General features: G+C 58.1%; 21 protein-coding genes and 1 pseudogene. 6 read left to right on the top strand and 16 right to left on the bottom strand.

All coding sequences use genetic code 11. From position 1 onward, the window contains the following. Nucleotides 1–68: 68 nt before the first annotated feature. From DQN55_RS18745 to dksA, 13 genes are all read right to left on the bottom strand, one after another. Nucleotides 69–1,082, bottom strand: a complete 1,014-nt coding sequence (locus DQN55_RS18745) for a class I SAM-dependent rRNA methyltransferase (RefSeq protein WP_048383715.1) — start codon at nt 1,080–1,082, stop codon at nt 69–71. 159 nt (nt 1,083–1,241) lie between these two features. Then, nucleotides 1,242–2,423: an acetyl-CoA C-acetyltransferase gene (locus DQN55_RS18740; protein WP_048383717.1), complete on the bottom strand. Its 1,182-nt coding sequence runs from the start codon at nt 2,421–2,423 to the stop codon at nt 1,242–1,244. A gap of 122 nt (nt 2,424–2,545) precedes the next feature. Continuing rightward, nucleotides 2,546–3,415 (bottom strand): oxygenase MpaB family protein, encoded by an 870-nt coding sequence (locus tag DQN55_RS18735; RefSeq protein WP_048383719.1) that lies wholly within the window; start codon nt 3,413–3,415, stop codon nt 2,546–2,548. Between the two features lie 48 nt (nt 3,416–3,463). Then, complete coding sequence (pgi, locus tag DQN55_RS18730) at nt 3,464–5,128, bottom strand: glucose-6-phosphate isomerase (protein WP_048383721.1); 1,665 nt, start codon at nt 5,126–5,128, stop codon at nt 3,464–3,466. 263 nt (nt 5,129–5,391) lie between these two features. Further along, on the bottom strand, nt 5,392–6,252 hold the full coding sequence (gene panC, locus DQN55_RS18725) for a pantoate--beta-alanine ligase (protein WP_048383723.1): 861 nt from the start codon (nt 6,250–6,252) through the stop codon (nt 5,392–5,394). Next, nucleotides 6,249–7,049: a 3-methyl-2-oxobutanoate hydroxymethyltransferase gene (panB, locus tag DQN55_RS18720; protein WP_048383725.1), complete on the bottom strand. Its 801-nt coding sequence runs from the start codon at nt 7,047–7,049 to the stop codon at nt 6,249–6,251. The genes panC and panB overlap by 4 nt, the downstream gene beginning before the upstream one ends. Before the next feature lie 204 nt (nt 7,050–7,253). After that, a complete protein-coding gene (gene folK, locus DQN55_RS18715; protein WP_048383727.1) occupies nt 7,254–7,754 on the bottom strand; it encodes a 2-amino-4-hydroxy-6-hydroxymethyldihydropteridine diphosphokinase in 501 nt (166 codons plus the stop codon). 3 nt (nt 7,755–7,757) lie between these two features. After that, a complete protein-coding gene (locus DQN55_RS18710) occupies nt 7,758–9,152 on the bottom strand; it encodes a polynucleotide adenylyltransferase PcnB (RefSeq protein WP_048383728.1) in 1,395 nt (464 codons plus the stop codon). 741 nt (nt 9,153–9,893) lie between these two features. Then, complete coding sequence (locus DQN55_RS18700) at nt 9,894–11,327, bottom strand: sigma-54-dependent transcriptional regulator (protein ID WP_048383731.1); 1,434 nt, start codon at nt 11,325–11,327, stop codon at nt 9,894–9,896. Nucleotides 11,328–11,349: 22 nt separating this feature from the next. Beyond that, the gene (locus DQN55_RS18695; protein ID WP_162199361.1) at nt 11,350–14,304 is read right to left on the bottom strand and encodes a sensor histidine kinase; all 2,955 of its coding nucleotides are present in this window, start codon (nt 14,302–14,304) and stop codon (nt 11,350–11,352) included. Further along, entirely contained in the window at nt 14,288–14,464 is a 177-nt protein-coding gene (locus tag DQN55_RS18690; RefSeq protein WP_003176118.1) for a hypothetical protein, read from the bottom strand. Before DQN55_RS18690 ends, DQN55_RS18695 begins: the two co-directional genes overlap by 17 nt. A gap of 78 nt (nt 14,465–14,542) precedes the next feature. Continuing rightward, a complete protein-coding gene (gene gluQRS, locus DQN55_RS18685; protein WP_048383735.1) occupies nt 14,543–15,430 on the bottom strand; it encodes a tRNA glutamyl-Q(34) synthetase GluQRS in 888 nt (295 codons plus the stop codon). A 188-nt stretch (nt 15,431–15,618) separates the two neighbouring features. Beyond that, nucleotides 15,619–16,059: an RNA polymerase-binding protein DksA gene (gene dksA, locus DQN55_RS18680; protein WP_003439669.1), complete on the bottom strand. Its 441-nt coding sequence runs from the start codon at nt 16,057–16,059 to the stop codon at nt 15,619–15,621. A 322-nt stretch (nt 16,060–16,381) separates the two neighbouring features. Here dksA and DQN55_RS18675 point away from each other — a divergent pair, with 322 nt between their 5' ends. Then, complete coding sequence (locus DQN55_RS18675) at nt 16,382–17,554, top strand: pyridoxal phosphate-dependent aminotransferase (protein WP_048383737.1); 1,173 nt, start codon at nt 16,382–16,384, stop codon at nt 17,552–17,554. After that, nucleotides 17,554–18,261, top strand: a complete 708-nt coding sequence (gene sfsA, locus DQN55_RS18670; protein ID WP_048383739.1) for a DNA/RNA nuclease SfsA — start codon at nt 17,554–17,556, stop codon at nt 18,259–18,261. Before DQN55_RS18675 ends, sfsA begins: the two co-directional genes overlap by 1 nt. Here the strand turns inward: sfsA and DQN55_RS18665 are convergent. Then, on the bottom strand, nt 18,244–18,582 hold the full coding sequence (locus DQN55_RS18665; RefSeq protein WP_048383741.1) for a Rieske (2Fe-2S) protein: 339 nt from the start codon (nt 18,580–18,582) through the stop codon (nt 18,244–18,246). The two genes, sfsA and DQN55_RS18665, sit on opposite strands and share 18 nt — an antisense overlap. Nucleotides 18,583–18,754: 172 nt before the next feature. On the opposite strand from DQN55_RS18665, the gene DQN55_RS18660 reads away from it, so the two are divergent. The 3 genes and pseudogenes from DQN55_RS18660 to DQN55_RS18650 form a co-directional block, all read left to right on the top strand. Beyond that, a complete protein-coding gene (locus DQN55_RS18660; protein ID WP_048383742.1) occupies nt 18,755–19,630 on the top strand; it encodes a heme/hemin ABC transporter substrate-binding protein in 876 nt (291 codons plus the stop codon). Between the two features lie 50 nt (nt 19,631–19,680). Then, nucleotides 19,681–20,664, top strand: a complete 984-nt coding sequence (locus tag DQN55_RS18655; protein ID WP_172601066.1) for a FecCD family ABC transporter permease — start codon at nt 19,681–19,683, stop codon at nt 20,662–20,664. Between the two features lie 47 nt (nt 20,665–20,711). After that, nucleotides 20,712–21,431, top strand: a pseudogene (locus DQN55_RS18650) (heme ABC transporter ATP-binding protein); the annotation flags it as partial. Between the two features lie 232 nt (nt 21,432–21,663). Here DQN55_RS18650 and DQN55_RS18645 read toward each other — a convergent pair. Both DQN55_RS18645 and DQN55_RS18640 read right to left on the bottom strand, forming a co-directional pair. Continuing rightward, a complete protein-coding gene (locus DQN55_RS18645) occupies nt 21,664–21,936 on the bottom strand; it encodes a TfoX/Sxy family protein (RefSeq protein WP_048383747.1) in 273 nt (90 codons plus the stop codon). Between the two features lie 302 nt (nt 21,937–22,238). Further along, complete coding sequence (locus DQN55_RS18640; protein ID WP_048383749.1) at nt 22,239–23,795, bottom strand: bifunctional aminoglycoside phosphotransferase/ATP-binding protein; 1,557 nt, start codon at nt 23,793–23,795, stop codon at nt 22,239–22,241. A gap of 117 nt (nt 23,796–23,912) precedes the next feature. Here DQN55_RS18640 and mrcB point away from each other — a divergent pair, with 117 nt between their 5' ends. Beyond that, complete coding sequence (gene mrcB / locus DQN55_RS18635) at nt 23,913–26,237, top strand: penicillin-binding protein 1B (RefSeq protein ID WP_048383751.1); 2,325 nt, start codon at nt 23,913–23,915, stop codon at nt 26,235–26,237. Nucleotides 26,238–26,242 lie beyond the last annotated feature (5 nt).

The raw sequence follows: 26,242 nt of genomic DNA, 5'->3' as shown, positions 1-26,242 counted from the left end.
GGCACGCGTTTCTGGTTCCGATACGAAGGCCTTATTTCCTCGAAGTCGTTCGTATCCTGCCAGGCGTTTTAAAACTGGAGAATCAGTGTTTTCAATGGCGGTTGCTGGTCCAGGGACGGAAAATCGCTGGCCGGTGTCAGAACCTGCCAGTCGCGAACCGGGCGTCCAGCCTTCTCGGCGCATCGTAGAACCTGTTCGCGCCAGTCGTCCATGCTGACTTTTGCCAGATTATTACAGCAAATCAGCACGCCATCAGGTGCCGTGGCCAGTACCGCGGGCTTGAGCAAGCTTTGGTAGTCACGCAATAGGTCAACAGTCCCGAAAGCGCTTTTGGCCCATGCCGGTGGGTCGAGCAGCACCAGGTCATACTCACGGGGTTCAAGGCGCGGATAGGCGGGCAGTTTGTGGCGGCGTTGAATGATCGGCAGGCCGGCCAACTGGCGGATAGCGGCAAAGTAATCCGACTGCACGAACTTCATCGTTTTCAACTCCGGGTTCAGCAGGCCATTTTCGCGGCCTACCGCCAGGTTGCCTTCGGCAAAGTCCAGGTTGCAGACTTCACGCGCGCCGCCCGCAGCAGCACTCAGGCCGACGCCACAGGTGTAGGCGAAGAGATTGAGTACGCTTTTGCCGGCGCTGTGTTGTTTGACCCAGCCGCGAGCGTTGCGCAGGTCAAGAAACAGCAGGGGGTCTTGACCGGCATGACGCCCGCGTACGCGGTAGTTGAGCCCCCATTCATGCCCGACCATATCGGCCAGTGCGGCGTCCTCGGCGCGGTACACGGTGTCATCCCGATCAATGCGCGAGTTGCCTTGGGAGCGGTCGTTGTAGACCAGCAGCAAATCCAGGTCCAGATGGCGATTGATCGTCTCATGCAGTTGCAAGAGATCATCGCGTTCAAGCCGTTGATGGAAGCTTTGGACCAGTAACTGTGGGCCATAACGGTCAATGGTCAGACCGCCGGCACCTTCCTGGCTACCGTGAAACAGGCGATAACAATCCGTGCCCTGAGTGTGCAGTTCGGCCAGCAGGTCGTGACGGTTATCGAGGGCGGCGCGCAGCGCCTGATTCAAGGAAGACATGCGGTGCGCCTTGGGGGATGGATAAGGCGCGGCAGTTTAACAGAATAGAAGGGGCGGGTTTGCAGCCGCTGCCTAAGGCTGCGATAAGGCCCCGCAGGGCCTTCTGAGTGTCAGGCATGCGGTGCAGTCCATTGCAGTCTGCGGCAGCGGCTGCGGTTTTTACTCGCGTTCGATTGCCAGGGCCACGCCTTGGCCACCACCTATGCACAAGGTGGCGAGGCCTTTTTTGACGTCACGCTTGAGCATTTCATGAAGCAGAGTGACGAGGATCCGGCAACCTGATGCACCGATCGGGTGGCCGATGGCAATGGCCCCGCCGTTGACATTGACCTTGCTGGCATCCCACGCCAGCTCTTTGCCGACTGACAGCGCTTGAGCGGCGAAGGCTTCGTTGGCTTCGATCAGGTCCAGTTGCTCAAGGTTCCAGCCGGCTTTGCTCAGGCAGCGCTGAGTGGCACTCACCGGCCCGATGCCCATGATGGCCGGGTCTACGCCGGCATTGGCGTAGGCGGCGATTCTGGCCAGCACCGGCAACCCCAGGGCTTTGGCCTTGGTAGCGCTCATCAGCATGACCGCTGCCGCACCGTCATTGAGTGAGGAGGCGTTACCTGCGGTGACAGAACCGTCTTTTTTGAACGCGGGTTTCAGTTTGGCGAGTGCTTCGGCGGTGGTGCCAGCTCGAGGTTGTTCGTCGGTGGCGAACGACAGTGGGTCGCCCTTGCGCTGGGGAATCAGGATCGGCGTGATCTCATCCACAAAACGCCCCGCCGAGATGGCCGCGATTGCCTTTTGTTGAGACAGGGCGGCGAAGGCGTCCTGATCTTCACGGCTGATGTTGTACTTGTCCACAAGGTTTTCGGCAGTGATGCCCATGTGGTAATCGTTGAATGCATCCCACAGACCGTCGCTGATCATGGTGTCGACGATCTGGCTGTGGCCCATACGCAGGCCGGTACGTGCGCCGGGCATGACGTAATGGGACAGGCTCATGTTTTCCTGGCCGCCGGCAATGATCACCTCGGCATCGCCGCAACGTATGGCCTGTGTGGCCAGGTGCAAGGCCTTCAGACCGGAGCCGCAGACCTTGTTCAGGGTCAGTGCAGGTACGGCGAAGGGCAGACCGGCTTTGATCGCGGCCTGGCGTGCAGGGTTCTGGCCGGCGCCGGCGGTCAAGACCTGGCCCATGATCACTTCGTCGATCTGAGCACCGTCCACTCCGGTTTGTGCCAGCAACTGGCGAATGACCGCCGCACCAAGTTCTACGGCCGGTACCTGGGCCAGCGAGCCCTGAAAGCTGCCAACAGCAGTGCGGGTAGCGGCAACAATTACGACGTCTTGCATGGCGGGAGTCCTCTTTATTATTGGAATGCAGTGCTTGGAAGCTGGCGGGCATGTTGGCATAGAAATGGCCAAATCGTGTAGCCACTGCAGGCTTGGGGCTTTATCGCAGCCTTTGGCAGCGTCTACAAAAGCCCCATTCGTCGCCGGGCTCGCTGTACCGATCCATTACGCACCGCCCAGCGCAGGATGGGCGCCGTACTGTTCACGCCGGTATGAATCAGCTGACGAGTCAGCGGGTGTTGATTAAGTCCCAATTGATCGCTGGCCCAATCTGGCAGCAGGTCAATTCCGGCTTGCATCATCAAGGCGCGGAAGGGTTTGGCGAGTCTGCTGGGGGAGGGCGCGCTCAGCAGCAAGCGAATAACTTCATGGCTGCGCTCATCACACTGTAATTGCGGGCGAATGTCCTGGAGGTAAGTCGCAACTTGCTGGCGCGTGCGCGGCACGTGGGTGGCGCCCAAACGCTCAGCAACCAAGGCTATTTCGTCGTAATAACGGTCCTGGTCAGCGTCGGACAAGTGCGGGTTGCGATAGCGCAGGTGGGCCGCGAGGAAGTTGCTGACTTCAGCCACATGTACCCAGGTCAGCAACTCGGGATCGCTGGCGGCGTAGAGCCGGCCATCGAGAGCGGTGCCTGTGACTTGCAGGTGAATGGTGCGTACTTTGTCGATCAGCCAGTTGGCGTCCTGGGTGGCGCCAAAGGTCGTGCCGGAAATGAACTGTCCGGTGCGGCGTAGCCGTCCGAGCATGTCCTGGCGAAAGTTGGAGTGATCCCACACCCCGGCCAGAGCCAGAGGGTGCAAGGCTTGCAGCATCAAGGCGCTGATGCCGCCAATCAGCATGCTGGTGAAATCACCATGTACCTGCCAACTGATGGACTCCGGGCCAAACAGGCCGGGGTCGCCTTTGGGATTTTCGAGATCGAGCTGGCCGAGTGAAAGCCCGCTCAGGCTCATGATCTGGCGTTCGATGGGGCGGCGGATGAATTCCATGCGCTCTCGGTTGTGCCAGCCAGTCGCAGGCGACTGGCCGGCTATCAATCAACCGCGATGACGGCCGCGGAAGTAGTTGATCAGGCCTTGGGTCGAAGCATCGTCGGCAGGCTCTTCCTGGAGACCGGTCAGGCGGTTGTAGACACCCTTGCCGAGCTCCTTGCCCAACTCGACACCCCATTGGTCGAAGGCGTTGATGCCCCAGATCACGCTCTGTACGAAGACCTTGTGCTCGTACAGCGCAACCAGTGCCCCGAGGCGACGCGGGCTGATGCGCTCGACCACCAGAGTGTTGCTCGGACGGTTGCCCGGAATCACCTTGTGCGGTGCGAGTTTTTGAACTTCGGCCTCGGACATGCCTTTGTCGCGCAATTCCGTTTCGGCTTCTTCAAGGGTTTTACCCAGCATCAGCGCCTGGCTCTGCGACAGACAGTTGGCGTACAGCCACTGATGGTGATCGGCCACCGGGTTGAAGCTGACGATCGGCACGATAAAGTCGGCCGGGATCATTTGCGTACCCTGATGCAGCAACTGGTGATACGCGTGCTGGCCGTTACAGCCTACGCCGCCCCAGATGACCGGGCCCGTATCGGTGGACACAGGTGTGCCGTCCTGCCGAACACTCTTGCCGTTGGACTCCATGTCCAGCTGTTGCAGGTGCTTGGTGATGTTGCGCAAGTAGTGGTCATACGGCAGGATCGCGTGGCTCTTCGCGCCCCAGAAGTTGCCGTACCAAACGCCTAGCGCGGCCATCAAGACCGGCATGTTCTGTTCGAAGGGGGCGTTCTGGAAGTGCTGATCCATGCTGTAGGCGCCGGACAGCAGTTCCTTGAAGTTGGACATGCCAATGGCCAGCGCAATCGGCAAGCCAATGGCGGACCACAGCGAGTAACGACCGCCCACCCAATCCCACATCGGGAAGATGTTTTCTTCACGAATACCGAACGCTACCGCTGCCGCGTTATTGCTCGATACGGCGATGAAGTGGCGATGCAGTTCAGCTTCCGAACCACCCTGTGCCAGATACCAGGCGCGGGAGGCCTGAGCGTTTTTCAGGGTTTCAAGGGTGTTGAAGGATTTGGACGAAACGATAAACAGCGTGGTTTCGGCACGAATCTTGTGCGAGAGCTCATGGAACTCAGTGCCATCGATGTTAGCCAGGTAATGGCAGCGAACACCTTTTTGCGCGTAGGACAACAGCGCTTCAGACACCAGCTCAGGGCCCAGGAACGAGCCGCCAATACCGATGTTGACGATGTCAGTGATAGGTTTCTCGGTGTAGCCGCGCCACAGGCCATCGTGAATCCGGCCGACCAGCTCGGTCATCTGATTCAGGACTTTATGCACCTCAGGCATGATGTCCGCGCCATTCACCGACAGTTTGTCGGCCACGGGTCGACGCAAGGCGGTGTGCAAGGCCGGGCGGCCTTCAGAGGCATTGACGATTTCGCCCGAGAACAGCGAATGGATCGCCCCTTTGAGGTCGACCTCGTTCGCCAGATCAACCAGCAGTTCACGGGTCTCGTTGGTGATCAGGTTTTTCGAGTAATCCAGAAACAACCCGCAGCTGCTCAGAGTGAACTCTTCAAAGCGTTTCGGGTTGCTGTTAAACGCATCGCGCATGCTGAAGTTTTGCATGTCGATGCGGTGGAGTTTCAACGCTTGCCAAGCGGGCAGAGCGGTAACGTCGTGAGGAGTGCGGTAGTACGCCATCGCTGCGAATATCCTTTTGCTTGAACTGCCTTTTGGACACCGGAAACATCGAAACCTCCGATTTAACATCGGGGTATTCGGTCAGTCTGTTTCTGCACGTCAGCCAGAAGCAGGGCGATTACATTAAACCCCGCGCCTGCTTCTGTCTTGCTTTTGTCTGACAACGCGTACTGAGTTTTGTCACGGCGGTGTGACGCAAGCTGAAGCGATTCAGTATCGTTGATGGAAGACGGGCGAATCAATGATCCCGGCAACCGCAGATATCAGAGCACGCTGTCGAGATTGAGGTGCACATTGTCGATCAGGCGCGTGCTGCCCAGGTAGGCGGCAACCAGAATGACCACATCACGGTCAGTGACGTGTGCCGGGAGCAATGTCCGCGCGTGGCGCACTTCCAGATAATCCGCGCGAAACCCGGTGGCTTCGATTTCAGCCACGTGCTGGCCCACCAGCGCGGGGTAATCGCGTTCGCCTGCTTCAACGGCACGGGCCATTTCGCTCAGGTGGCGATACAGCGCTGGCGCTACAGCGCGTTGCTCTTCGCTTAAATAGCCGTTGCGTGAAGACAAGGCCAGCCCATCGTCGGCACGTACTGTCGGCTCGCCAATAATCTGGATCGGCATATTCAGGTCATGCACCATGGCGCGAATGACCGCCAACTGCTGATAGTCCTTTTGTCCGAAGATGGCCAGGTCGGGCTGAACCATGTTGAACAGCTTGCTGACGACCGTGGTCACGCCATCGAAATGCCCGGGGCGGCGGCTGCCGCACAGCTCATTGCTCAGTTCAGCGGCCTTGACTCGCGTCAGGCCTGACATGCCATGGGGGTACATCTCTTCCACGGAAGGTGCGAACAACAAATGGCAGCCCGCTTGCAGGAGTTTCTCCTGATCGGCCGCAAGGGTGCGCGGGTAGGTATCGAGGTCTTCGTTGGCGCCAAATTGCAGCGGATTGACGAAAATGCTTGCGACCACAAAATCGGCTTGCTGAGCTGCCGTGGTGACCAGGGCCGTATGCCCGCTGTGTAGATTGCCCATGGTCGGGACGAGGCCGATCTGCTTGCCTTCGCTACGAGCCCGAGCGACAGCGGCGCGTAACTCGCGGACGGTTTTTACAGTGTTCATGCAGAGAATCCGTGTTCAGTGCCAGGAAAGCTGACGGCTTTGACTTCAGTCACGTACGCGCTGATTGCCGATTGAATGTCAGGTTGGCCCGCCATGAAGTTCTTCACGAACTTGGGCATGCGCCCGGTGAGTGACAGGCCGAGCATGTCATGCAGCACCAGCACCTGGCCGTCGGTATCGCTGCCGGCACCGATACCGATGACCGGGATATTCACCGCGTGGGTGATTTCCTTTGCCAATTCGCTCGGTACGCATTCAAGCAGCAGCATCGCCGCGCCCGCCTGTTCCAGGGCAATAGCGTCGGCACGCATCTGGCGGGCCTGGTTCTCGCTGCGCCCCTGGACTTTGTAACCGCCCAGGACGTTCACCGTCTGAGGGGTCAGGCCCATGTGTGCACACACCGGGATGCCGCGTTCGGTCAGCACTCGGATCGACTCGGCCAGCCAGACGGCACCTTCGACCTTGACCATGTGCGCACCTGCTTTCATCAGTTGAGCGCTGTTGTTCAGGGTTTGTTCGAGTGTGGCATTCGCCATGAAGGGCAGGTCGGCAATGATCATGGCGTCCTGGTTGCCGCGTTTGACGCATGCCACGTGATACGCCATCTCGGCGTTGGTGACTGGCAAAGTGCTGTCATGTCCTTGTAAAACCATGCCCAGGGAGTCGCCTACCAGTAACACTTCGACACCGGCCTGATTGCAGGTGTGGGCGAAGGTGGCGTCATAGCACGTCAGCATGGTGATTTTTTCACCTTTTTGCTTAAGGCTTTGCAGGGAGGTCAAGGTGATAGCTGGCATGAAAAGGATCCTCGTCAGGCAGTGTGATAACCACTGCGAGTAACGCGCGTGATTCATCGTTATAAACAGGCACACCTTATAGAGGGTGCTTGGAAAGCCTGCTTTTCACATTGCGCCGTCCAGTGAACGGCAGCGGGATGCCTATAGTCGTGACGAGGACTCTGGAAGTCAATTCCGGGTGTTACCGCACAGGTGTTACCGCGGTTATTGATTCGATTCAGCGCTGGGGTTGATCCGTTCCAGTCCGACAAATGGGCACTCAGCCAAGAGTTGCTCAAGGCTGCGGCCATCCGCGAGTTCGAGGGAGGCAGGTGCCAGTTCGGCCAGCGGGTAAAGCACGAAGGGGCGGGCATGCATGTGGTAATGCGGGACTTTGAGGCGTGGTTCGTCGATCAGTCGATCGCCGAACAGCAGGATGTCCAGGTCCAGTGTGCGTGGGCCCCAACGCTCGTGCCGTTCACGACCTTGATCACGCTCAATGGCTTGCAAGGCATCGAGCAAGTCCAGAGGCGCAAGCGTGCTGTCGATGGCCGCCACGGCATTGGTATAGCGTGGTTGGCCGGGCAGTAACGAATCACTTTGATAGAACGCCGAAACCCCGACGAATCGGGAGTCGGGCAATTGCGTCAACGCCTGGACAGCGCTACGCAATTGATCGTCTGGGTCGGCCAGATTGCTGCCCATACCGATGTAGATACGCTCCATCGCTTACTCGTCCGCGGCGCTGCTGCGTTTGCGTTTACTGCTGCTGGTGCGGCGACGCTTGCGCGGTGCAGGCCCTGCGCCGTCATCTTTGGCATTGCTCAGGTCGCGGATCATATCGCGGCGGCCACTGTCATTGGCATCCTGGTAATCCGTCCACCATTCACCCAGGCCATTGGTCTGCTCGCCAGCGGCTTCGCGCAGTAGCAAGAAGTCATAGCCTGCACGGAAACGCGGGTTGTCCAGCAGCATATCGGCGCGTTTGCCGCTGCGACGCGGTAGACGTTCCTGCATGTCCCAGATCTCGCGGATCGGCATGGTGAAGCGTTTGGGGATTGCAATCCGCTGGCACTGTTCGCTGATCAGTTCGTGGGCGGCTTCCTGCATTGCCGGAATCGGCGGCATGCCACGATCCTGCAGACGCAGGACGCGCGCCGGCAGGGCAGGCCACAGCAAGGCTGCAAACAGGAACGCCGGTGTGACCGGTTTACCCTGTTTGATCCGCAGATCGGTGTTGCGCAGTGCTTCGCTGATCAACGTGTGGGTGTACGTCGGGTTGTGTTCCAGTGCTTCGGCGCTGGCCGGGAACAGTGGATCAAACAATTCGAGATCAACCAGCATTTCGAAGGTGTCAGAAGCATTCCCCGAGAGGAACAGCTTGAGGACTTCTTCGAAGAGGCGGGCAGACGGGATCTCGCGCAACATCGGCGCCAGTTCACGAATCGGTGCGGCAGTGTGCTTTTCGATGCCGAAGTCGAGCTTGGCGGCAAAGCGCACAGCCCGCAGCATGCGCACGGGGTCTTCCTGATAGCGCTGTTGCGGATCGCCAATCAGGCGCAGCAGGCGATTGCGAATATCGTGTACGCCGTTGGCGTAATCGAGGATGCGCTCGCTGACCGGATCGTAATACAGGGCGTTGATCGTGAAGTCTCGACGCTGGGCGTCTTCTTCAAGGGTGCCATAGACGTTGTCGCGCAGAATGCGCCCGCTTTCGTTACGCGAGGACTGGTTGCTGTCTTCCTCTTCGTCGTTTTGCGGGTGATTGGCGCGGAAGGTCGCAACCTCAATGATTTCACGACCGAAATGGATGTGTACCAACTTGAAGCGCCGACCGATGATCCGCGCATTGCGGAACTCGGCACGCACTTGTTCTGGCGTCGCGCTGGTGGCGACGTCAAAGTCCTTGGGCGTGATGTTGAGCAACATGTCGCGTACGCAACCACCGACCAGATAGGCCTGGTAACCGGCGTTCTGCAGGCGCTCGACGATATTGACTGCGTACCGGCTGAACTGGGCACGTTGCAGCGAGTGTTGGCTGCTGTTGAGCACTTCAGGGGTGCTACGCAGTTGTTGCGTATGACGCTTGGGAGAACGGAATGACTGGAACAGCTTCTTCAGCATGGGATGCACTGTTTGAAGGAATGTTCGGCCAAAACGAAGAATGACCGCATGATGGGCGGGGATTCTAGCATTTAGTCAGGGGATGGTGTAGGAAGCTGAACCGCTCAGCCTGCCGAAGCTGTGCCCGGAGAGTGAAAATAGCGGTAAGAGGCAGGGTTTAGACAGGTTGAAGATTTTGCTGAAAGGCAGAAACCACAAGGGGAGCCGAAGCTCCCCCAGAAGTAGTTGCGTGCTCTATTTTTATTATTGATTGCGGGCTTCTTGTTTTTGTTAATCGCCCTGGCTACAGAGGTTTTGCCTGTGTAGCCCTCCCAATCGGGAGATAAGAGCAAACGGATTGCTTTGGTCGCTGAGTTGATGTGATCTGTGATCCAACTAGTTCAGGCTCTGCTTTAAGTGCAGTTTTTGTTGTTCTCTGCCTAGTCGTGGGGCTGGCCCCAATATCAACGCCTCTCCAAAAGAATCAGTTAGCTGCGCCTCCGCCGTGTTGTTTTTGTTATGCGTGAGCCGATACGTCTTATTTTTATTGTGTGCTGCTGTGATTCTTATTGTTCTTGTACGAATACATATAGCAGGGGGCGTGCCAACTTTTGCGAGGACCAGCAAAATAAGGGGGTTTCGAGGTTTTTGCTTTTTTGAGAGCCAAAAAAAGCCGGGTCTTCGTTACCGTAAGACCCGGCTTTTGTTACGTGTTTAGACTGAGGTAACAGTTTTTTCACATTGGGGAGTGTTACCTCCCCCTCAGTTCTCGCTGGCGACGCCGGTTTTCCTGCGTGGAATACCCAGGCGCTGGCGGCGTTCCCACAGGCATTTACGGCTAACCCCGAGTTTGCGGGCCAGTTCGGTCTCGGTCATGTGGTCCTGATGTTCCAGAACGAAATGCTGGAAGTAGTCTTCCAGTGACAGGTCTTCGCTCGGGTCCAGGCTGGTGTTACCGCTGCCGATGCTTTGCTGGGGAGCCAGACCGATGAAGTCGTCATCTTGCAGATCGCTCAGCTCGATATCGATGCCCAGCAGGTCGGCCGAGATTTCCGGGTTTTCGCACAGGATTACGGCACGCTCTACTGCGTTTTCCAGCTCGCGAACGTTACCTGGCCATGAGTAATGGCTAATTGCTCGCTCGGCGTCAGGGGCGAATTTCAAATCGGTGCGGCCTACGCGAGCACTTTGGCGAGCGAGGAACGCATGGGCAATTTCGTTGACGTCGGCGCCACGCTCACGCAAAGCGGGCAGCTTGAGTGCGATGACGTGCAGGCGGTAGTACAAGTCTTCACGGAACTGACCGACTTTGGCCAGGCTTTTGAGATCCCGGTGGGTCGCGGCGATCAGGCGCACATCCACTTTTTGCGATTGCACGGAGCCCACGCGGCGAATTTCGCCTTCTTGCAGCACCCGAAGCAGCCGCGCTTGGGCTTCAAGCGGCAATTCACCGATTTCATCGAGAAACAGCGTCCCGCCATCGGCAGCCTCGACCAGCCCGGCGCGTCCGGCGCTGGCGCCGGTAAACGCCCCTTTTTCGTGGCCGAACAGTTCGGATTCGATCAGCGATTCGGGAATCGCAGCGCAGTTCACCGAGATCATCGGTGCCTTGGCGCGTTTCGACAGGTTGTGCAGTGCGCGGGCGACCAGCTCCTTGCCGGTACCGGACTCGCCTTGAATCAGGACATTGGAGTCGGTGGGCGCGACTTTGCGGATTTTGCTGTACATGTCGAGCATCGGCGGACATGAACCGATGATGCCTATTTCGGCATTGCTGTTATCCACCCCGGGTTTATCGGCAGCAGCCGTTTTGGCAGTGCGCTCGGCGGGAACACCTTGGACGTTCTGCCGATCACGCAGGATGCGGGCGACGGCCTGCAGCATTTCGTCATGATCAAAGGGTTTGGCGATGTAATCGACAGCCCCCATTTTCATCGAGTCAACGGCTGAGCGCAGGCTGGCATAGCTGGTCATGATCAGCACCGGCTTACCTTGACCCAGCTTTATCAGCTCGGTGCCCGGGGCGCCAGGCAGGCGCAGGTCGCTGACAATCAAGTCGAACGAGGGAATGCTGAAACGCTCCTGCGCCTCCTGCACCGAGCCAGCTTCGCTGACTTGGTACTGATTACGCTCCAGTAAGCGGCGTAATGCGGAGCGGATGATGGTTTCATCTTCGACGATCAAAATATGCGGCATTGATTCGGTTCTCTCGACGGTCTCAGTTCACAGCGGACGTCGCTTCGACATGACGCGGTAATGTCACCCGGATACGGGTTCCGCGTTGGCTTTGAATGTCAGCCGGGCTGTCGATGGTGATCTGTCCATAATGCTCTTCAACGATGGAATAGACCAGTGCAAGGCCCAGACCGGTGCCTTCGCCAGGGTCCTTGGTGGTGAAAAAAGGTTCGAACAATCGGTCCATGATGTTCTTCGGAATACCTGTACCTTCGTCTTCCACAATCAGGTCGACGGTGTGTTCGCTGATTTCACTCTTGACCCTCACTGCACAACCGGCAGGGGAGGCATCACGGGCGTTGGACAGCAAGTTGATCAGCACTTGGGCCAGACGTTGAGGGTCGCCATCGACCCAGTGATCGGGATCGCAGAGGTTGTAAAACTGCACCTCGAAATTGCGCCGGTTCAAGGCCAGCAGTCCGATTGCATCCTGGGCCACTTCGGCCAGACAAACGGGCTCATCGTTGTGTTGATGACTGCCGGCATGGGCAAAGCTCATCAAGGACTGGACGATGCGAGAGATGCGTTTGGTCTGCTCAAGGATCTGACTGCTGATTTCGGTCAATTCGCTGTCGTCTTCCCGTTCTTCGCGCAGGTTCTGCGCCAGGCAGGCGATGCCGGTGACCGGGTTGCCGATTTCATGAGCCACCCCCGCCGCAAGGCGGCCGATACTGGCCAGGCGCTCGGAGTGCACCAGTTTGTCTTCGAGCATCTGCGTTTCTGTCAGGTCTTCGACCAGTAACACCAGGCCACTGTTACCTGGGGCCAAGGGTTCATCAATGGCCGCCTTGTGTAAATTCAGCCAGCGAGTCTGACCATCGAGGGCCAAATGCTGTTTGTGCAAGTGTTCGTCGGGCAGGTCGATGAAGCCTTGCAGCAGCTGGCGCCAAGGGTCGCCCAGAGTGTTCAGTCGCGAGCCCACCACCCGTTGCGCCGGGATGCCGGTCAACTCTTCCATGGCCTTGTTCCACATCAGGATTTCCTGATCCTTGGCCAGGGAACACACGCCCATGGGCAGCTCTTGCAAGGTTTGGCGGTGATAGCGGCGCAATGCATCAAGTTCGGCGGCCAGGCCTGTGAGGCGTGAGTGATAGTCTTCCAGCCGGCTTTCAATAAAGTGAATGTCTTCGGTGACGTAGTTTTCGCCGCCTGATTTGTAAGGCAGGAAGGTTTCGACCATGTCTTGCGCGACGCTGGGGCCCATCAAGCCGGAGAGGTTGGCTTCAATCCGGTCCCGCAGGCGCCGCAAGGCATATGGCCGGCGTTCATCGAAGGGAAGGTAAAGATCGCGCAAGGCTTGTTCGACTTCCTTTTGCGCGGCCTTGGCACCCAGCGGCTTGGCCAGTTGCGTGGCAAATTCTTGCGGCGAAGCCGCATGCAGTTCACGACGTTGCGGACGCCGCACGTTGTCGACGGCACAGGCTTCTGCGGCGCTGGTCTCTTCAGCGCTGGCGTTGGTGAACAGCGAAATCAGGGTGAACATCAGAACGTTGGCGGCCAGCGACGCGATGGCTGCCATGTGCCAACTGGTTTCGTCCAGCACGTAGATCATGTTCAGCCACGGGATGTAGAACCCCTGAAAATTGCCGACCAGCGGGAACAGCATGCTGATCATCCAGACACTGATCCCCGCCAACAGGCCGGCGATGAAGCCACGACGGTTGGCGGTTGGCCAGTACAGTACCGAGAGCACGCCCGGCAGGAACTGCAGTGTGGCGACAAAGGCGACGATGCCCAGGTTGGCCAGGTCCTGCTCGGCGCCCAGCAGCAGGTAGAAACCATAGCCGGCCATGATGATGGCCACGATCAGTGCACGACGTGTCCATTTCAGCCAACGGTAGATATTGCCCTCGGCAGGCGGTTGGTACAGCGGCAGAACGAGGTGGTTCAAGGCCATGCCCGACAACGCCAGGGTCGTGACAATTATCAAACCGCTGGAGGCGGAAAGACCGCCGATGTAGGCCAGTAACGCCAGGGATTTGCTGTTTGCAGCAATACCGATACCGAGGGTGAAGTACTCGGGATTGGTGGTGGCGCCGAGTTTGAGGCCCGCCCAGAGAATCAGCGGTACGGCCAGGCTCATCAACAGCAAAAACAGCGGCAAGCCCCAGCTGGCACTGACCAGCGCTCGCGGGTTGAGGTTCTCGGTGAAGGTCATGTGATACATGTGCGGCATGACAATCGCGGAGGCAAAAAACACTAGCAGCAGCGTACGCCACGGCCCTTCTTGCAGGGGCGTGTGCAGGGCGGCGAGAGCGGTCTGATTTTGCAGCAGCCATACTTCAAGTTGCTGCGGGCCATCGAACACACCGTACAGCGCATAAAGGCCGACGCCGCCAATGGCAATCAATTTGATCACTGACTCAAAGGCAATGGCAAACACCAGGCCTTCATGTTTTTCACGGGTTGCGATGTGCCGCGAGCCGAAGAAAATCGTGAACAGAGTGATCAGTGCGCAGAAGCTCAGGGCGACACGATGCTGTACCGGCTCGCGGGTCAGGATGCTGATGGAGTCTGCTACCGCCTGGATTTGCAGGGCCAGCAGCGGCAGCACGCCAATCAACATGAAAATCGTGGTGAGCGCCCCGGCCCAGGTGCTGCGAAAACGAAAGGCGAACAGGTCGGCGAGCGATGAGAGTTGATAGGTGCGGGTGATTTTCAGAATCGGGTACAGCAGCACCGGGGCAAGCAGAAAGGCTCCGGAAACGCCGAGGTAGCTGGAGAGGAACCCGTAGCCGTACTCGTAAGCGAGACCGACCGTGCCATAAAACGCCCAGGCGCTGGCGTACACGCCAAGTGACAAGGTGTAGGTCAGCGGGTGACGAATGATTGCACGCGGGATCATGCCGCGTTCACTGATCCAGGCTACGCCAAACAGCACCGTCAAATAAGCGGCGCTGATGAGGATCATCTGGGTCAGGCTAAAGCTCATCGGCATCTTTTTGGCTCTGCAGAATAAAGGTCACAACGATCAGAATCAGCCAGAGCAGATAGGGCCTGTACCAGGCGCCCGTCGCGTCGATCCACCAATCCATGATGGCGGGAGAAAACAGGTAGATCCCGACAACCAGTAACAGGACCAATCGATAGATATACATCCTGCCCTCACTTTTACAGGCCGCATGCCCAAAAACGTGCGGCGATGGTAACGGATGGCTGGCAACCTGCAAGGGCTGTCAGCGTAATTGCGCTTCGGCCAGGGTCAGCGTACGCGGGATAAGGTTAGCGTCCCAGTGCGTGATCGCCCAATCGAGGACTTCACGCGGGGTGGCATCATTCAGGCAGTCATCGGTGACCTGGCCCAATGTGCGCAGGGCACGAAGCAGTAACGGTGTGGCCTGATCGGGTGTCAGGGGTGGCGAGCGGTAGGATTTGCCGAGTTTGTGGCCATCGGGTTGCACGATCAGCGGCACATGCAGATAACGGGGTTGCGACAATCCCAGGAGCTCTTGCAGATAGAGCTGACGCGCAGTGGAGTCCAGCAAGTCGGCCCCGCGTACGATATCCGTGACTCCCTGCCAGGCATCATCCAGCACTACGGCCAATTGATAGGCGTACAGGCCGTCGCGCCGGCGAATCACAAAATCCCCCACCTCCCGGCCCAGATGCTGTCGATATTCACCCTGCACCCGGTCTTCGAAGGCATAGGTCAGCTCGGGAACGCGCAGGCGTATGGCGGCATTATCCATCGAGTGTCCCGCATTTCGGCACAGCCCCGGGTAAATGCCGTTATATCCCTCCAGTTGCTTGCGCGAACAGGTGCAGGCGTAAGCCAGGCCCAGACTGAACAGTCGATCCACCACTTCGGCGTAAGCGGCGTGCCGGTCGCTCTGGCGAACCAGCTCGCCATCCCATTCAAAACCATATTGCTCAAGGGCATGGAGAATCGCGGCCTGGGCTCCGGGCATTTCCCGCGGCGGATCGAGGTCTTCCATGCGCAGCAACCAGCGGCCGCCCACTGCACGGGCATCAAGATAAGAGGCGAGGGCGGCGACCAACGAGCCAAAATGCAAGTGGCCACTGGGCGTTGGGGCGAAGCGCCCGATGTAGGAGGGAGCAGTCATGACAAAAATCCTGTAGCCGCTGCCAAAGGCTGCGATGGGGATGGTGCGTCGCTGCGACGTAGCACCCCTGGTACGTTGAAGGCCCTTCGGGCCTTAACGCAGTCTGCGGCAGCGGCTACAGAGCCCTGCGACCAAACTGCAGAAACAAAAATGGGGCGTTCGCACGCCCCATTTGGTCAAGCCGGCGATTACTTGCCGACTTGTTTTTCCTTGATTTCAGCCAAGGTTTTGCAGTCTACGCACATGTCGGCAGTGGGACGGGCTTCGAGTCGACGAATACCGATTTCAACGCCGCAGGATTCGCACCAGCCGTATTCTTCGTCCTCGATCAGTTGCAGCGTCTTGTCGATTTTCTTGATCAGCTTGCGCTCGCGATCACGAGCACGCAGTTCCAGGCTGAATTCTTCTTCCTGGCTGGCGCGGTCGGCCGGGTCAGGAAAGTTTGCCGCTTCGTCTTTCATATGATCAACGGTGCGGTCGACTTCCTGCATCAAGTCCTGTTTCCACTTTTGCAGAATTTTGGTGAAGTGCTTGCGCATGGGCTCGCCCATGTACTCTTCGCCTTTCTTTTCAACGTAGGGTTCGAACCCGCTAAGTTGACTATTCTGTTGCTTTGCTTGTGTGGGCATGAAATGGACCGCCTCTCATTCTTCTAATCCATTGCGCAGGATTGCAACATCACCGACACCTGCCGGCCCTGCGGCTGCAAGCGGGCGAACTTACCAGATCAAATCGGGCCGCGCTACTCCCGGTTGTCTAGCTCGCTGCCAGTGGTTGTACGCAGAGCCTGTGATCCTTGAGATTAGTGGCTGATTAATAATTCTAGTCGAGCTATGACGGGCGCTTGCGCCGTTTGGTTCTACTGGACAGCCGCTTAAGACAGTAATTAGCTCTCCCTTGGGGCCTTGCTTGGGTAGAATCGGCCTTTTGCTTACCCAGGAAGGCAGGCTCATGGCTCAGTCATACAGTGCGCGCAGCCGCGCGATCGAACCGTTTCACGTGATGGCGTTGCTGGCGCGTGCCAACGAGCTCCAGGCGGCGGGGCATGATGTGATTCACCTGGAAATCGGTGAGCCGGACTTCACCACTGCTGAACCAATCATTGCTGCGGGTCAGGCGGCACTGGCGGCCGGAAAGACCCGTTATACCGCGGCACGCGGCCTGCCTGAACTGCGCGAGGCCATCTCGGGCTTTTACCGTGACCGTTACCGGTTGAACATTGACCCTTCCCGTATTCTGATCACGCCCGGCGGTTCCGGGGCTCTGCTTTTAGCCAGCAGCTTACTGGTCGATCCTGGAAAACACTGGCTACTTGCAGATCCGGGCTACCCGTGTAACAGGCATTTCTTACGCTTGGTTGAAGGTGCTGCGCAATTGGTGCCCGTAGGGCCCGATGTGCGTTACCAACTGACTGCCGAGCTGGTCGAGCGCCACTGGAACCAGGACAGCGTTGGGGCTTTGGTGGCATCTCCGGCGAATCCGACCGGTACGATCCTGACCCGCGACGAGCTGGCGACATTGTCGGCCGCGGTCAAGGCGCGCAACGGGCATTTGGTGGTGGACGAGATTTATCACGGCCTGACATACGGCTGCGACGCGGCCAGCGTGCTGGAAGTCGATGACAGTGCCTTTGTGCTCAATAGTTTCTCCAAGTATTTCGGCATGACAGGCTGGCGCCTGGGCTGGCTGGTGGCACCACCCGAAGCGGTGGCCGACCTGGAGAAACTCGCGCAGAACCTCTATATCAGCGCTCCCAGCATGGCCCAGTACGCCGCGTTAGCCTGCTTCGAGCCACAGACGCTGGCCATTCTTGAAGAGCGCCGGTCCGAATTTGGGCGCCGTCGGGATTTCCTGTTACCCGCCTTGCGTGAGCTGGGCTTCGGTATTGCGGTAGAGCCGGAAGGCGCGTTTTACCTGTATGCCGACATCAGTGCTTTTGGCGGTGATGCCTTTGAGTTTTGTCGGCATTTTCTTGAAACGGAACACATCGCCTTTACCCCGGGCCTGGATTTCGGTCGCTTTCAGTCCGGGCACCATGTGCGCTTTGCCTACACGCAAAGTTTGCCACGGTTGCAGGAGGCTGTTGAGCGAATCGCCCGCGGGCTCAAGAGCTGGAGCAACTGATGCAGTTTTTGCCTGTGCTGGAAGAAGGGCGTTTGCTGAAACGCTACAAGCGTTTTTTGGCCGACATCGAAACCGTGACAGGGGAACTGATGACAATCCACTGTCCGAACACCGGCTCAATGCTCAATTGCATGGTGGAGGGCGGGCAAGTCTGGTTCAGTCGTTCCAATGACCCTAAGCGCAAGTTGCCAGGCACTTGGGAGATCAGTGAAACCCCGCAAGGTCGATTGGCGTGCGTGAACACCGGGCGCGCCAATCGTTTGATCGAGGAAGCACTGCTGGCCGGGGTGATCACTGAATTGAATGGCTTTACCGCACTCAAGCGAGAAGTAGCGTACGGGCAGGAAAACAGTCGGATTGATTTTCGCCTGGAATACCCCGATGGCTTTGCTTTCGTGGAGGTCAAGAGCGTCACCTTGGGGTTTGATGGTTCGCGTGTGGCGGCCTTCCCGGATGCAGTGACACAGCGTGGCGCCAAACATTTGCGGGAGCTGGCGAGCCTGGCTCGGGATGGTGTGCGGGCGGTGCAGTTGTATTGCGTCAATCTCACGGAGGTCGACGCCGTGCGCCCGGCTGAAGAAATCGACCCGGGGTATGCCGCAGCCTTGCGCGAGGCAGTGGCTGCCGGGGTACAGGTGCTGGCCTATGGTGTGAGCCTGAACGCTGATGCAGTGGTGGTCGATCGTCGTTTAGAGGTCATCATCTGAGATTTCAGGCATAAACCAGACACCTTGGCTGTCTTCTCGGCAGCCAAGGGCCGTCAGTGATTGCCCGGCGCAAGGTCCGGCAACACATTCCCCGGTTTCAATCAAAAACAGCGCGCCGTGGGTAGCGCACTGGATGAGGCTGGCGCTGGCGTCGAGAAACTGGTCCGGTTGCCATTCCAGTGGGACGCCTCGATGGGGGCAGCGGTTTTGGTAGGCGTACACCCGGCCTTCCCGTCGAACCGCGAGCACACGAAGCCCTGCGTATTCGAAACCACGGCTGCTGCCTTCGGCCAGCGCTTCTGAGGGGCATAGGAACTTCATTTCAATCCTTAAATAGCGACCGCATGTGGGGAGACGGTTGTTTCAGAGCGGGTTAAGAGGTTGACGTGCAAATGCAAACAATTATCAAATGGCCGGATGCCCTGTGATGTGTTGTTTTATGGTGCGGGATTTAACCTGCCCTGCCGAGCCCTCTTTTCAAGGAACGCCCTGTATGCGCCTGAGTACCCGCCTGATAACGCTCTGTGCAGGTCTTGTGATCAGTCATGTCGGCCTGGCTGGCGAATTGCCGCAACGTTGGGTCAGTGCTGGCGGAGCGCTCTCTGAGTGGGTCACTGTCCTGGGCGCGGAGTCTAAATTGGTTGGGGTCGATACCACCAGTCAACACCCTGAATCACTTAAGGCATTGCCCAGCATCGGGTATCAGCGCCAGCTGTCTGCTGAGGGGATTCTGAGCCTGAGACCGGACATTCTGATCGGCACGCAAGAGATGGGGCCCCCCACCGTGTTGACGCAGATTCGCGGCGCGGGTGTGCCGGTTGAGGTGTTCTCTGCGAATCCGGATGTGGCAAGTCTCGAAACTACACTCACGCATTTGGGGCGTCTGCTGGGTGAAGAGGGTAAAGCCGCGCAGGTCTTCGACGATTACCGCCAGCAACTGGAACAGCACCAGCAGCGGGTCATGCGAGCACAAGCCGCGCACCCGGCGCCTGAAGTGTTGTTACTGTTGGGGCATGCTGGCGGCAAACCATTGATTGCCGGCAAGGACACGGCGGCGGACTGGCTGTTAACGCAGGCCGGTGGGCGTAACCTTGCAACCCATACGGGCTATAAGCCATTTTCGGTGGAGGCGCTGGCGGGCTTGAATCCTGAGGTCCTGGTGTTTTCGGATCGCAGCCTGACGGGGGAGGCCGCACGTGAAGCGTTGATGAAGGAAAACCCGATCCTGGCTTCCACACGCGCAGCCAAAAACGCTCGAGTATTCGAACTGGACCCTACGTTGTTGGTGGGGGGGCTGGGACCGCGTTTGCCGGCCAGTTGGAAGCGACTAACGGCTGAGTTTTACCCTTCGGTCCCGGTCAGCGAATGAGAACCAAGGTCAAACCCCGTACCTTATTTATCAGCCTGACGGCGCTGTGCCTGTTGGCGACCTGGTTATCGCTGGCGCTGGGGCCGGTGAGCCTGCCGTTATTTGACACCTTGCGGGCTGCCTTACGCTTGGTCGGCCTGCCGGTCAAAGGCGAGGGGCTGGAGCAGGCCGAGCTGATTCTGGGGCAGATTCGTTTGCCCCGGACGTTGCTGGGGTTGGCGGTCGGCGGTGTTCTGGCATTGTCGGGCGTGGCGATGCAGGGGCTTTTCCGTAACCCGCTGGCCGATCCCGGATTGGTCGGTGTGTCCAGTGGCGCGGCATTAGGGGCGGCAATCGCAATTGTCGGTGGGGCGGCATTGGGCGGTTTGCCCGATTTTCTTGGACCGTACCTGCTCTCCTTATGTGCGTTTCTGGGTGGATTGGGTGTTACGGCGCTGGTGTATCGATTGGGGCGCCGTAATGGGCAGACCCATGTTGCCGTAATGCTGCTGGCAGGGATTGCGCTGACGGCATTAGCCGGTTCGGCGGTGGGGTTATTCACGTATCTGGCCGATGACGCGACCTTGCGCACACTGACGTTCTGGAATCTGGGCAGCCTGAATGGCGCCAGCTATGCCCGACTTTGGCCACTGCTGATAGTCACGGCGGGCGTAGCGCTGTGGTTGCCTCGACGGGCGAATGCACTCAATGCGCTGCTGCTGGGTGAGTCGGAAGCCAGTCATTTGGGAATCAATGTGGAGGGCCTCAAGCGCGAGTTGGTGTTTTGCACAGCCTTGGGCGTGGGGGCCGCAGTCGCGGCTGCCGGGATGATCGGTTTCATCGGCCTGGTGGTCCCGCATCTGGTGCGATTGCTGGCGGGGCCCGACCATCGGGTGCTGCTACCCGCTTCCGTATTGGCTGGCGCGTCCTTGCTGTTATTCGCCGACCTGATCGCACGGTTGGCCCTGGCACCCGCTGAGCTGCCTATCGGCATCGTGACCGCTTTTCTGGGGGCGCCGTTCTTCCTTTATCTTCTGCTGCGAGGCCGACACTGATGCTGCGAACGGAAAACCTGCAGATTCGCCGCGATCGCAACGTCGTGCTGGCCGGGGTCAGTCTGGAGGTTCGCCCGGGCGAAGTGCTGGGTGTGCTTGGACCCAATGGTGCGGGCAAAAGTACGCTGTTGGCGGCATTGTGCGGTGAACTGGCGCCGGGCGAGGGGCAGGTCTGGCTGGATGAGCAACCATTAAGTCACTGGAAGGGGGGGCAGCGAGCGCAGCGGCTTGCTGTGCTTCCTCAAACCTCGACCCTTGATTTCGCTTTTCGGGTTGAAGAGGTAGTTGGCATGGGCCGCCTGCCACATCAAACCGGTCGTGTGCGTGATGCCGAGATCATTCACGCAGCCTTGCAAGCGGCTGATGTCGAGCATTTGAAGGGGCGCAGTTATCTGGCGCTGTCCGGTGGTGAGCGCCAGAGGGTGCATCTGGCTCGGGTACTTGCGCAATTGTGGCCGGGTCAGGACGGGCAAACGCTTCTGCTCGATGAGCCGACCTCCATGCTTGACCCTTTGCATCAGCATACGACGTTGAAGGCGATTCGTGCTTTTGCCGATTTTGGGGCTGCGGTGTTGATCATCTTGCATGACTTGAATTTGGCCGCACGGTATTGCGACCGGCTGCTGTTGCTTGAGGAGGGGCGCCCACGAGCGATAGGGTGTCCGCAAACGGTGTTGCGACCAGACCTGTTGAAAACCGTTTTTGGCCTGGATGTGTTGGTGCACCCGCATCCGGAGCTGGGTCATCCACTGATTATCGCGCGCTGAAGGGGTCTATCAGTTGCTTGCCCCACACTTTCGGACAGACAAAAAAAGACCCGGCAAGAGCCGGGTCAAATAACCGTGATTAGCCTGATGAGGAGATTTTCTGAGAGTCCGAACCAAGGGCCTTCCAGAAGATCGACTGGTCTCGCGACCAGATGGCGTAATCATAACAATTCTCATTTCCAAGTCAACAGCTGTTTTTTGCCTTTCATCGCATCCTTTGTAAATACTCGTTTCAGCCCTTGAGAGACGTCGATAAGTTATTGACCTGCTGGTTGAGTGCCTCTTTGCGCTCAGCTGGAATATCGTTCCAGTGAACATCCAGCAGGGCGCCCTCGATTGCATAGAGCAGCACTTTAGAGGCTCTGAAACCACGGGCCTTGACCGCTCTGTAAGCATCGACTGCGCCCAGGCGTTTCAAGTCCGAGGCGCTATGAATGCCAACTGCATGCAGCCATTGCGCGGATGTCTTTCCCAGATTCTTCAAGTGCTGGAGATCATCGTTCATCAGCCCTCCTTGCGACGGCGTGAGCTCAGCGTTTATTGGACGAAGCGGGTCTAACACGAGTGTAGCGCCGCATAGGAAAATCACAGTGCATTAGTCGCTTTTGGAACAAGGAGCGTAGACCAAAAGCGTTTGCCGGTTGTAAGCGCGTGCTTGAAAAAGCTTGAAGGCGAGAGGGTAGAGCGTTTTCGTTCCGTGGCCACACAGGGCCGGCAACGATGGGGGCATCGGGGTCACGTGTCGTATTTTTCGGATGCGGTAGGAGCGGGTCGTGAAACCAGAGCGGTTCCACGACCTGCTTATGCTTACAACCCGGGCAAACGCTGACGGATATCAGCGATCAGAGTGTCCAGGCTTTTGCTGTTATGCGTTTCAACACGCTTGCTGTGCAAAACCTCATCGGCCCCCAGAGCTTCACGACTGGCCTGCTGAGCCTTGACGACTTCGAGGGTGGCATCCGATGGATCAGAGCCAATGGCTTGGCGGTGAGCCAGCCAGCCTTCGATGACAGCGTCTGGCGCGGTGCAATCAAGAATCAGGCAAGGCACACCCGTGGCCTCGGCCACTTTGGCTGCAGCATCGCGTTGTTCGCGCTTGAGGTAAGTGGCATCAATTACGACGGGGAAGCCCGCACGCAGTACGGTGCCTGCCATTTCGTGCAGTTTTTTGTAGGTCGCAACGCTGGCGTCAGCATTATAAATGCCGCCCCCCAGGCTGTTATCCGCAGTCTGCTCACCAAACAATTGCTTGCGTACCACATCCGAGCGCAAGCGAATTGCGCCGAGGGATTCAACCAGTCGCATGGCTACCGAGCTTTTGCCTACAGCTGATACGCCGTGGGTGATGCTCAGGAAGCGTGAAGGAATGGTGCTATAGCTCTCTGCCAGATTGGCGTAGTTGCGGTATTGGCGCAGGGTTGCCGCGCGCTGAACGGGGCTGGCCTCGGTAGGCATGCTGAACAGGCTGACCTTGGCGCGAACCAGCGCACGGTAGGCTTTATAGAAGTTCAGCAACTCAAGCCCCTGGTAGTCACCGGTCAGCTCCAGGTACTGGCTGATAAAGCGCCGAGCCAACGACTTAAGGCCGCGGTCTTCAAGGTCCATCGCTAGAAAAGCGGTGTCGGCATAAACATCGGTGAAACGGAAAGGCTCATTGAATTCGATGCAATCGAAAATGACGACCTTGCCATCGATGATCGTGGCGTTGCCCAGGTGAATATCCCCGTGGCATTCCCGGATAAAGCCTTCAGCCTTGCGCTGTTCGAACAGTGGCTTAAGCCGGGTAAAGCTCGCCTCTGCCCAGGCTTGCAACGCTTCGAGCTGCAGCAGGTCGGCTTTGTCCGAAAGGAAAGGACGAATTTGCTCGAAGTTCTGGCGTACCGGTTCCATGACGGCTTCCGGGGTTCCCTGGTGGTGCTCTTGAGGGACTTGCGGCGCATGGGTATGGAAGTGGGCGATTTGCTGAGCCATTTCATCGATATGGGCAGTGTTCAATTCGCCATTAGCCTGCAGCGTGCTCAGCAACTGGCTTTGCGGGAACTGACGCATTTTCAGCACGTATTCGATAGCCGGGCCTTCGCCGCCCAGCACGGGAGCATCGGCAGTGCCGGTGATGGGCAGCACTTCGAGATACAGGCCCTCGGTCAGACGCTGGTTAAGACGCAGTTCTTCATTGCAGAAGTGCTCGCGACCACTGAGCTCGGTGAAATCAAGGAAGCCGAAGTTGACCGGTTTCTTTAACTTGTAAGCGTAAGGGCCGGTCAGGATGACCCAGGAGATATGCGTCTCTATCACCTGAAACCCATCGACTTCATGAGGGTAGAGGTCCGGGTTTTGCAGGGCGGCAATCAAGTTCTGGCTCACAGTTGATCCTTCAAGGTCTGGAAAATTCTTGGCCGCCATTATGGCGGCTGGCAGCGGTAGTGCAAACCGCCGGACTGCGCATGATGAACGTGAACAAAGTGCGTATAATCTTGCGCCATGACTCGTACTCGATCCCCTCGTTCCCGTTCCAAACGTCCTTCCGGCGGCTTTCGGCCCTGGCTGGGCTGGGCACTTAAGCTCAGTCTGGTCGGTCTGGTGGTGCTGGCAGGTTTTGCCGTCTACCTGGATGCCATCGTGCAGGAGAAGTTCTCCGGCAAGCGCTGGACCATTCCGGCCAAGGTCTATGCCAGGCCGCTTGAGCTGTTCGTCGGCCAAAAGCTGAGCAAGAGCGACTTCCTCACAGAGCTTGATGCCCTGGGATATCGTCGCGAAAGCGCGGTCAGTGGCCCGGGCGTGGCATCCGTCAACGGCAATACCGTTGCACTCAACACCCGCGGCTTCCAATTCTATGAAGGTGCTGAACAGGCACAGCCGGTGCGCGTGCGCTTTTCCGGCGATTATGTCGCTGAGCTGACATCGACCAACGGTTCCAAGTTGCCGGTCGTACGGCTGGAGCCATTGCTGATCGGTGGCTTGTACCCGAAAAACCTCGAAGACCGCATCCTGATCAATCTGGATCAGGCGCCGCCATTCTTGCTCGAAACACTGGTGACAGTGGAAGATCGCGATTTCTATCATCACTTTGGCGTTTCGCCCAAGTCGATCATGCGCGCCATGTGGGTCAACACCTCTTCCGGACAAATGCGTCAGGGTGGCAGTACCCTGACCCAGCAGTTGGTCAAAAACTTCTACCTGACCAATGAGCGCAGCCTGAGTCGTAAGTTGACCGAAGCAATGATGGCGTTGCTGCTGGAACTGCACTACGACAAGCGCGAAATCCTTGAGGCCTATCTCAACGAAGTGTTTGTTGGCCAGGACGGTCAACGTGCCGTCCACGGCTTTGGCCTCGCCAGTCAGTTCTTCTTTAGCCAGCCGTTGTCTGAGCTCAAGTTGCACCAGGTGGCATTGCTGGTCGGGATGGTCAAAGGCCCTTCCGCTTATAACCCTCGACGTCACCCTGAGCGTGCACTTGTGCGCCGGAACCTGGTGCTCGATTTGCTGGAACAGCAAGGTGTGGCAACGCCCGAGCAAGTGGCTGCGGCAAAGAAAATGCCTTTGGGCGTGACCAGGCGCGGGAGCCTGGCAGACAGTTCATTCCCGGTTTTTCTGGATTTGGTGAAGCGTCAGTTGCGTGAAGACTATCGTGACGAAGACTTGACCGAAGAAGGGTTGCGAATTTTCACCAGCCTCGATCCGATCCTGCAAATGAAGTCTGAGGCGGCCGTTGGAGAAACCTTCAAACGACTGGCCGGGCGCAAGGGCTCGGATGCCGTTGAAGCAGCGATGGTGGTGACCAACCCGGAAACGGGTGAGGTTCAAGCGCTTATCGGTAGTCGTTTGCCAGGTTATGCGGGTTTTAACCGTGCACTGGATGCGGTGCGGCCAATTGGTTCGTTGATCAAGCCGGCGGTGTACTTGACGGCACTTGAGCGGCCAAGCCAATACACGCTGACCAGTTGGCTGTCAGATGATCCGTTGTCGATCAAAGGTGCTGACGGCCAGGTCTGGAAGCCGCAAAACTATGATCGTCGATCCCACGGTACGGTCTTTCTGTATCAGTCGATGATGAACTCCTACAACCTCGGAACTGTAAGGTTGGGGCAGCAAGTGGGCGTTCCGAACGTACTCAAGACGTTGGCCCGCCTCGGGGTTGAGCGTGAATTTCCGGCGTTCCCGTCCATGTTGCTGGGGGCGGGTGCATTGAGCCCGATCGAAGTGGCGACGATGTATCAGACCTTGGCCAACGGTGGTTTTAATACCCCGATGCGGGGTATTCGCAGCGTACTGACGGCAGAGGGTGAGCCGCTCAAGCGCTATCCTTTCCAGATCCAGCAGCGCTTTGACCCGGGGTCGATCTATCTGATCCAGAACGCCATGCAGCATGTGATGCGTGAGGGGACGGGGCGCTCGGTCTATAACGTGTTGCCAAGAAACCTCGCATTGGCCGGTAAAACCGGTACCAGTAATGACTCGCGCGACAGTTGGTTTGCAGGTTTTAGTCAAGACTTGCTGGCAGTGGTGTGGCTGGGTCGCGATGACAACGGCAAAACCCCCTTCACCGGCGCTACCGGCGCCTTGCAGGTGTGGACCAGCTTTATGAACAAAGCCGATCCGTTGCCGCTGGATATGCCACAGCCAGACAATATTGTTCAGGCCTGGATTGATCCGCATACAGGGCAAGGATCTGATGCCAGCTGCCCGGGTGCCGTTCAGATGCCGTATATTCGCGGCAGTGAGCCCCCTGCGGGCGCCAATTGTGATGCGCAAGCACCCGCAACCGGCGAAGCCGTGATGGATTGGGTCAAGGGCTGGTTGAATTAAGCAAA

Origin of the sequence: Pseudomonas taetrolens (assembly GCF_900475285.1) — a bacterium.
GTDB classification, from domain to species: Bacteria; Pseudomonadota; Gammaproteobacteria; order Pseudomonadales; family Pseudomonadaceae; genus Aquipseudomonas; species Aquipseudomonas taetrolens.
Note: the sequence above shows the minus strand (reverse complement) of the source record. Positions and strands in the feature narration are given on the sequence as shown.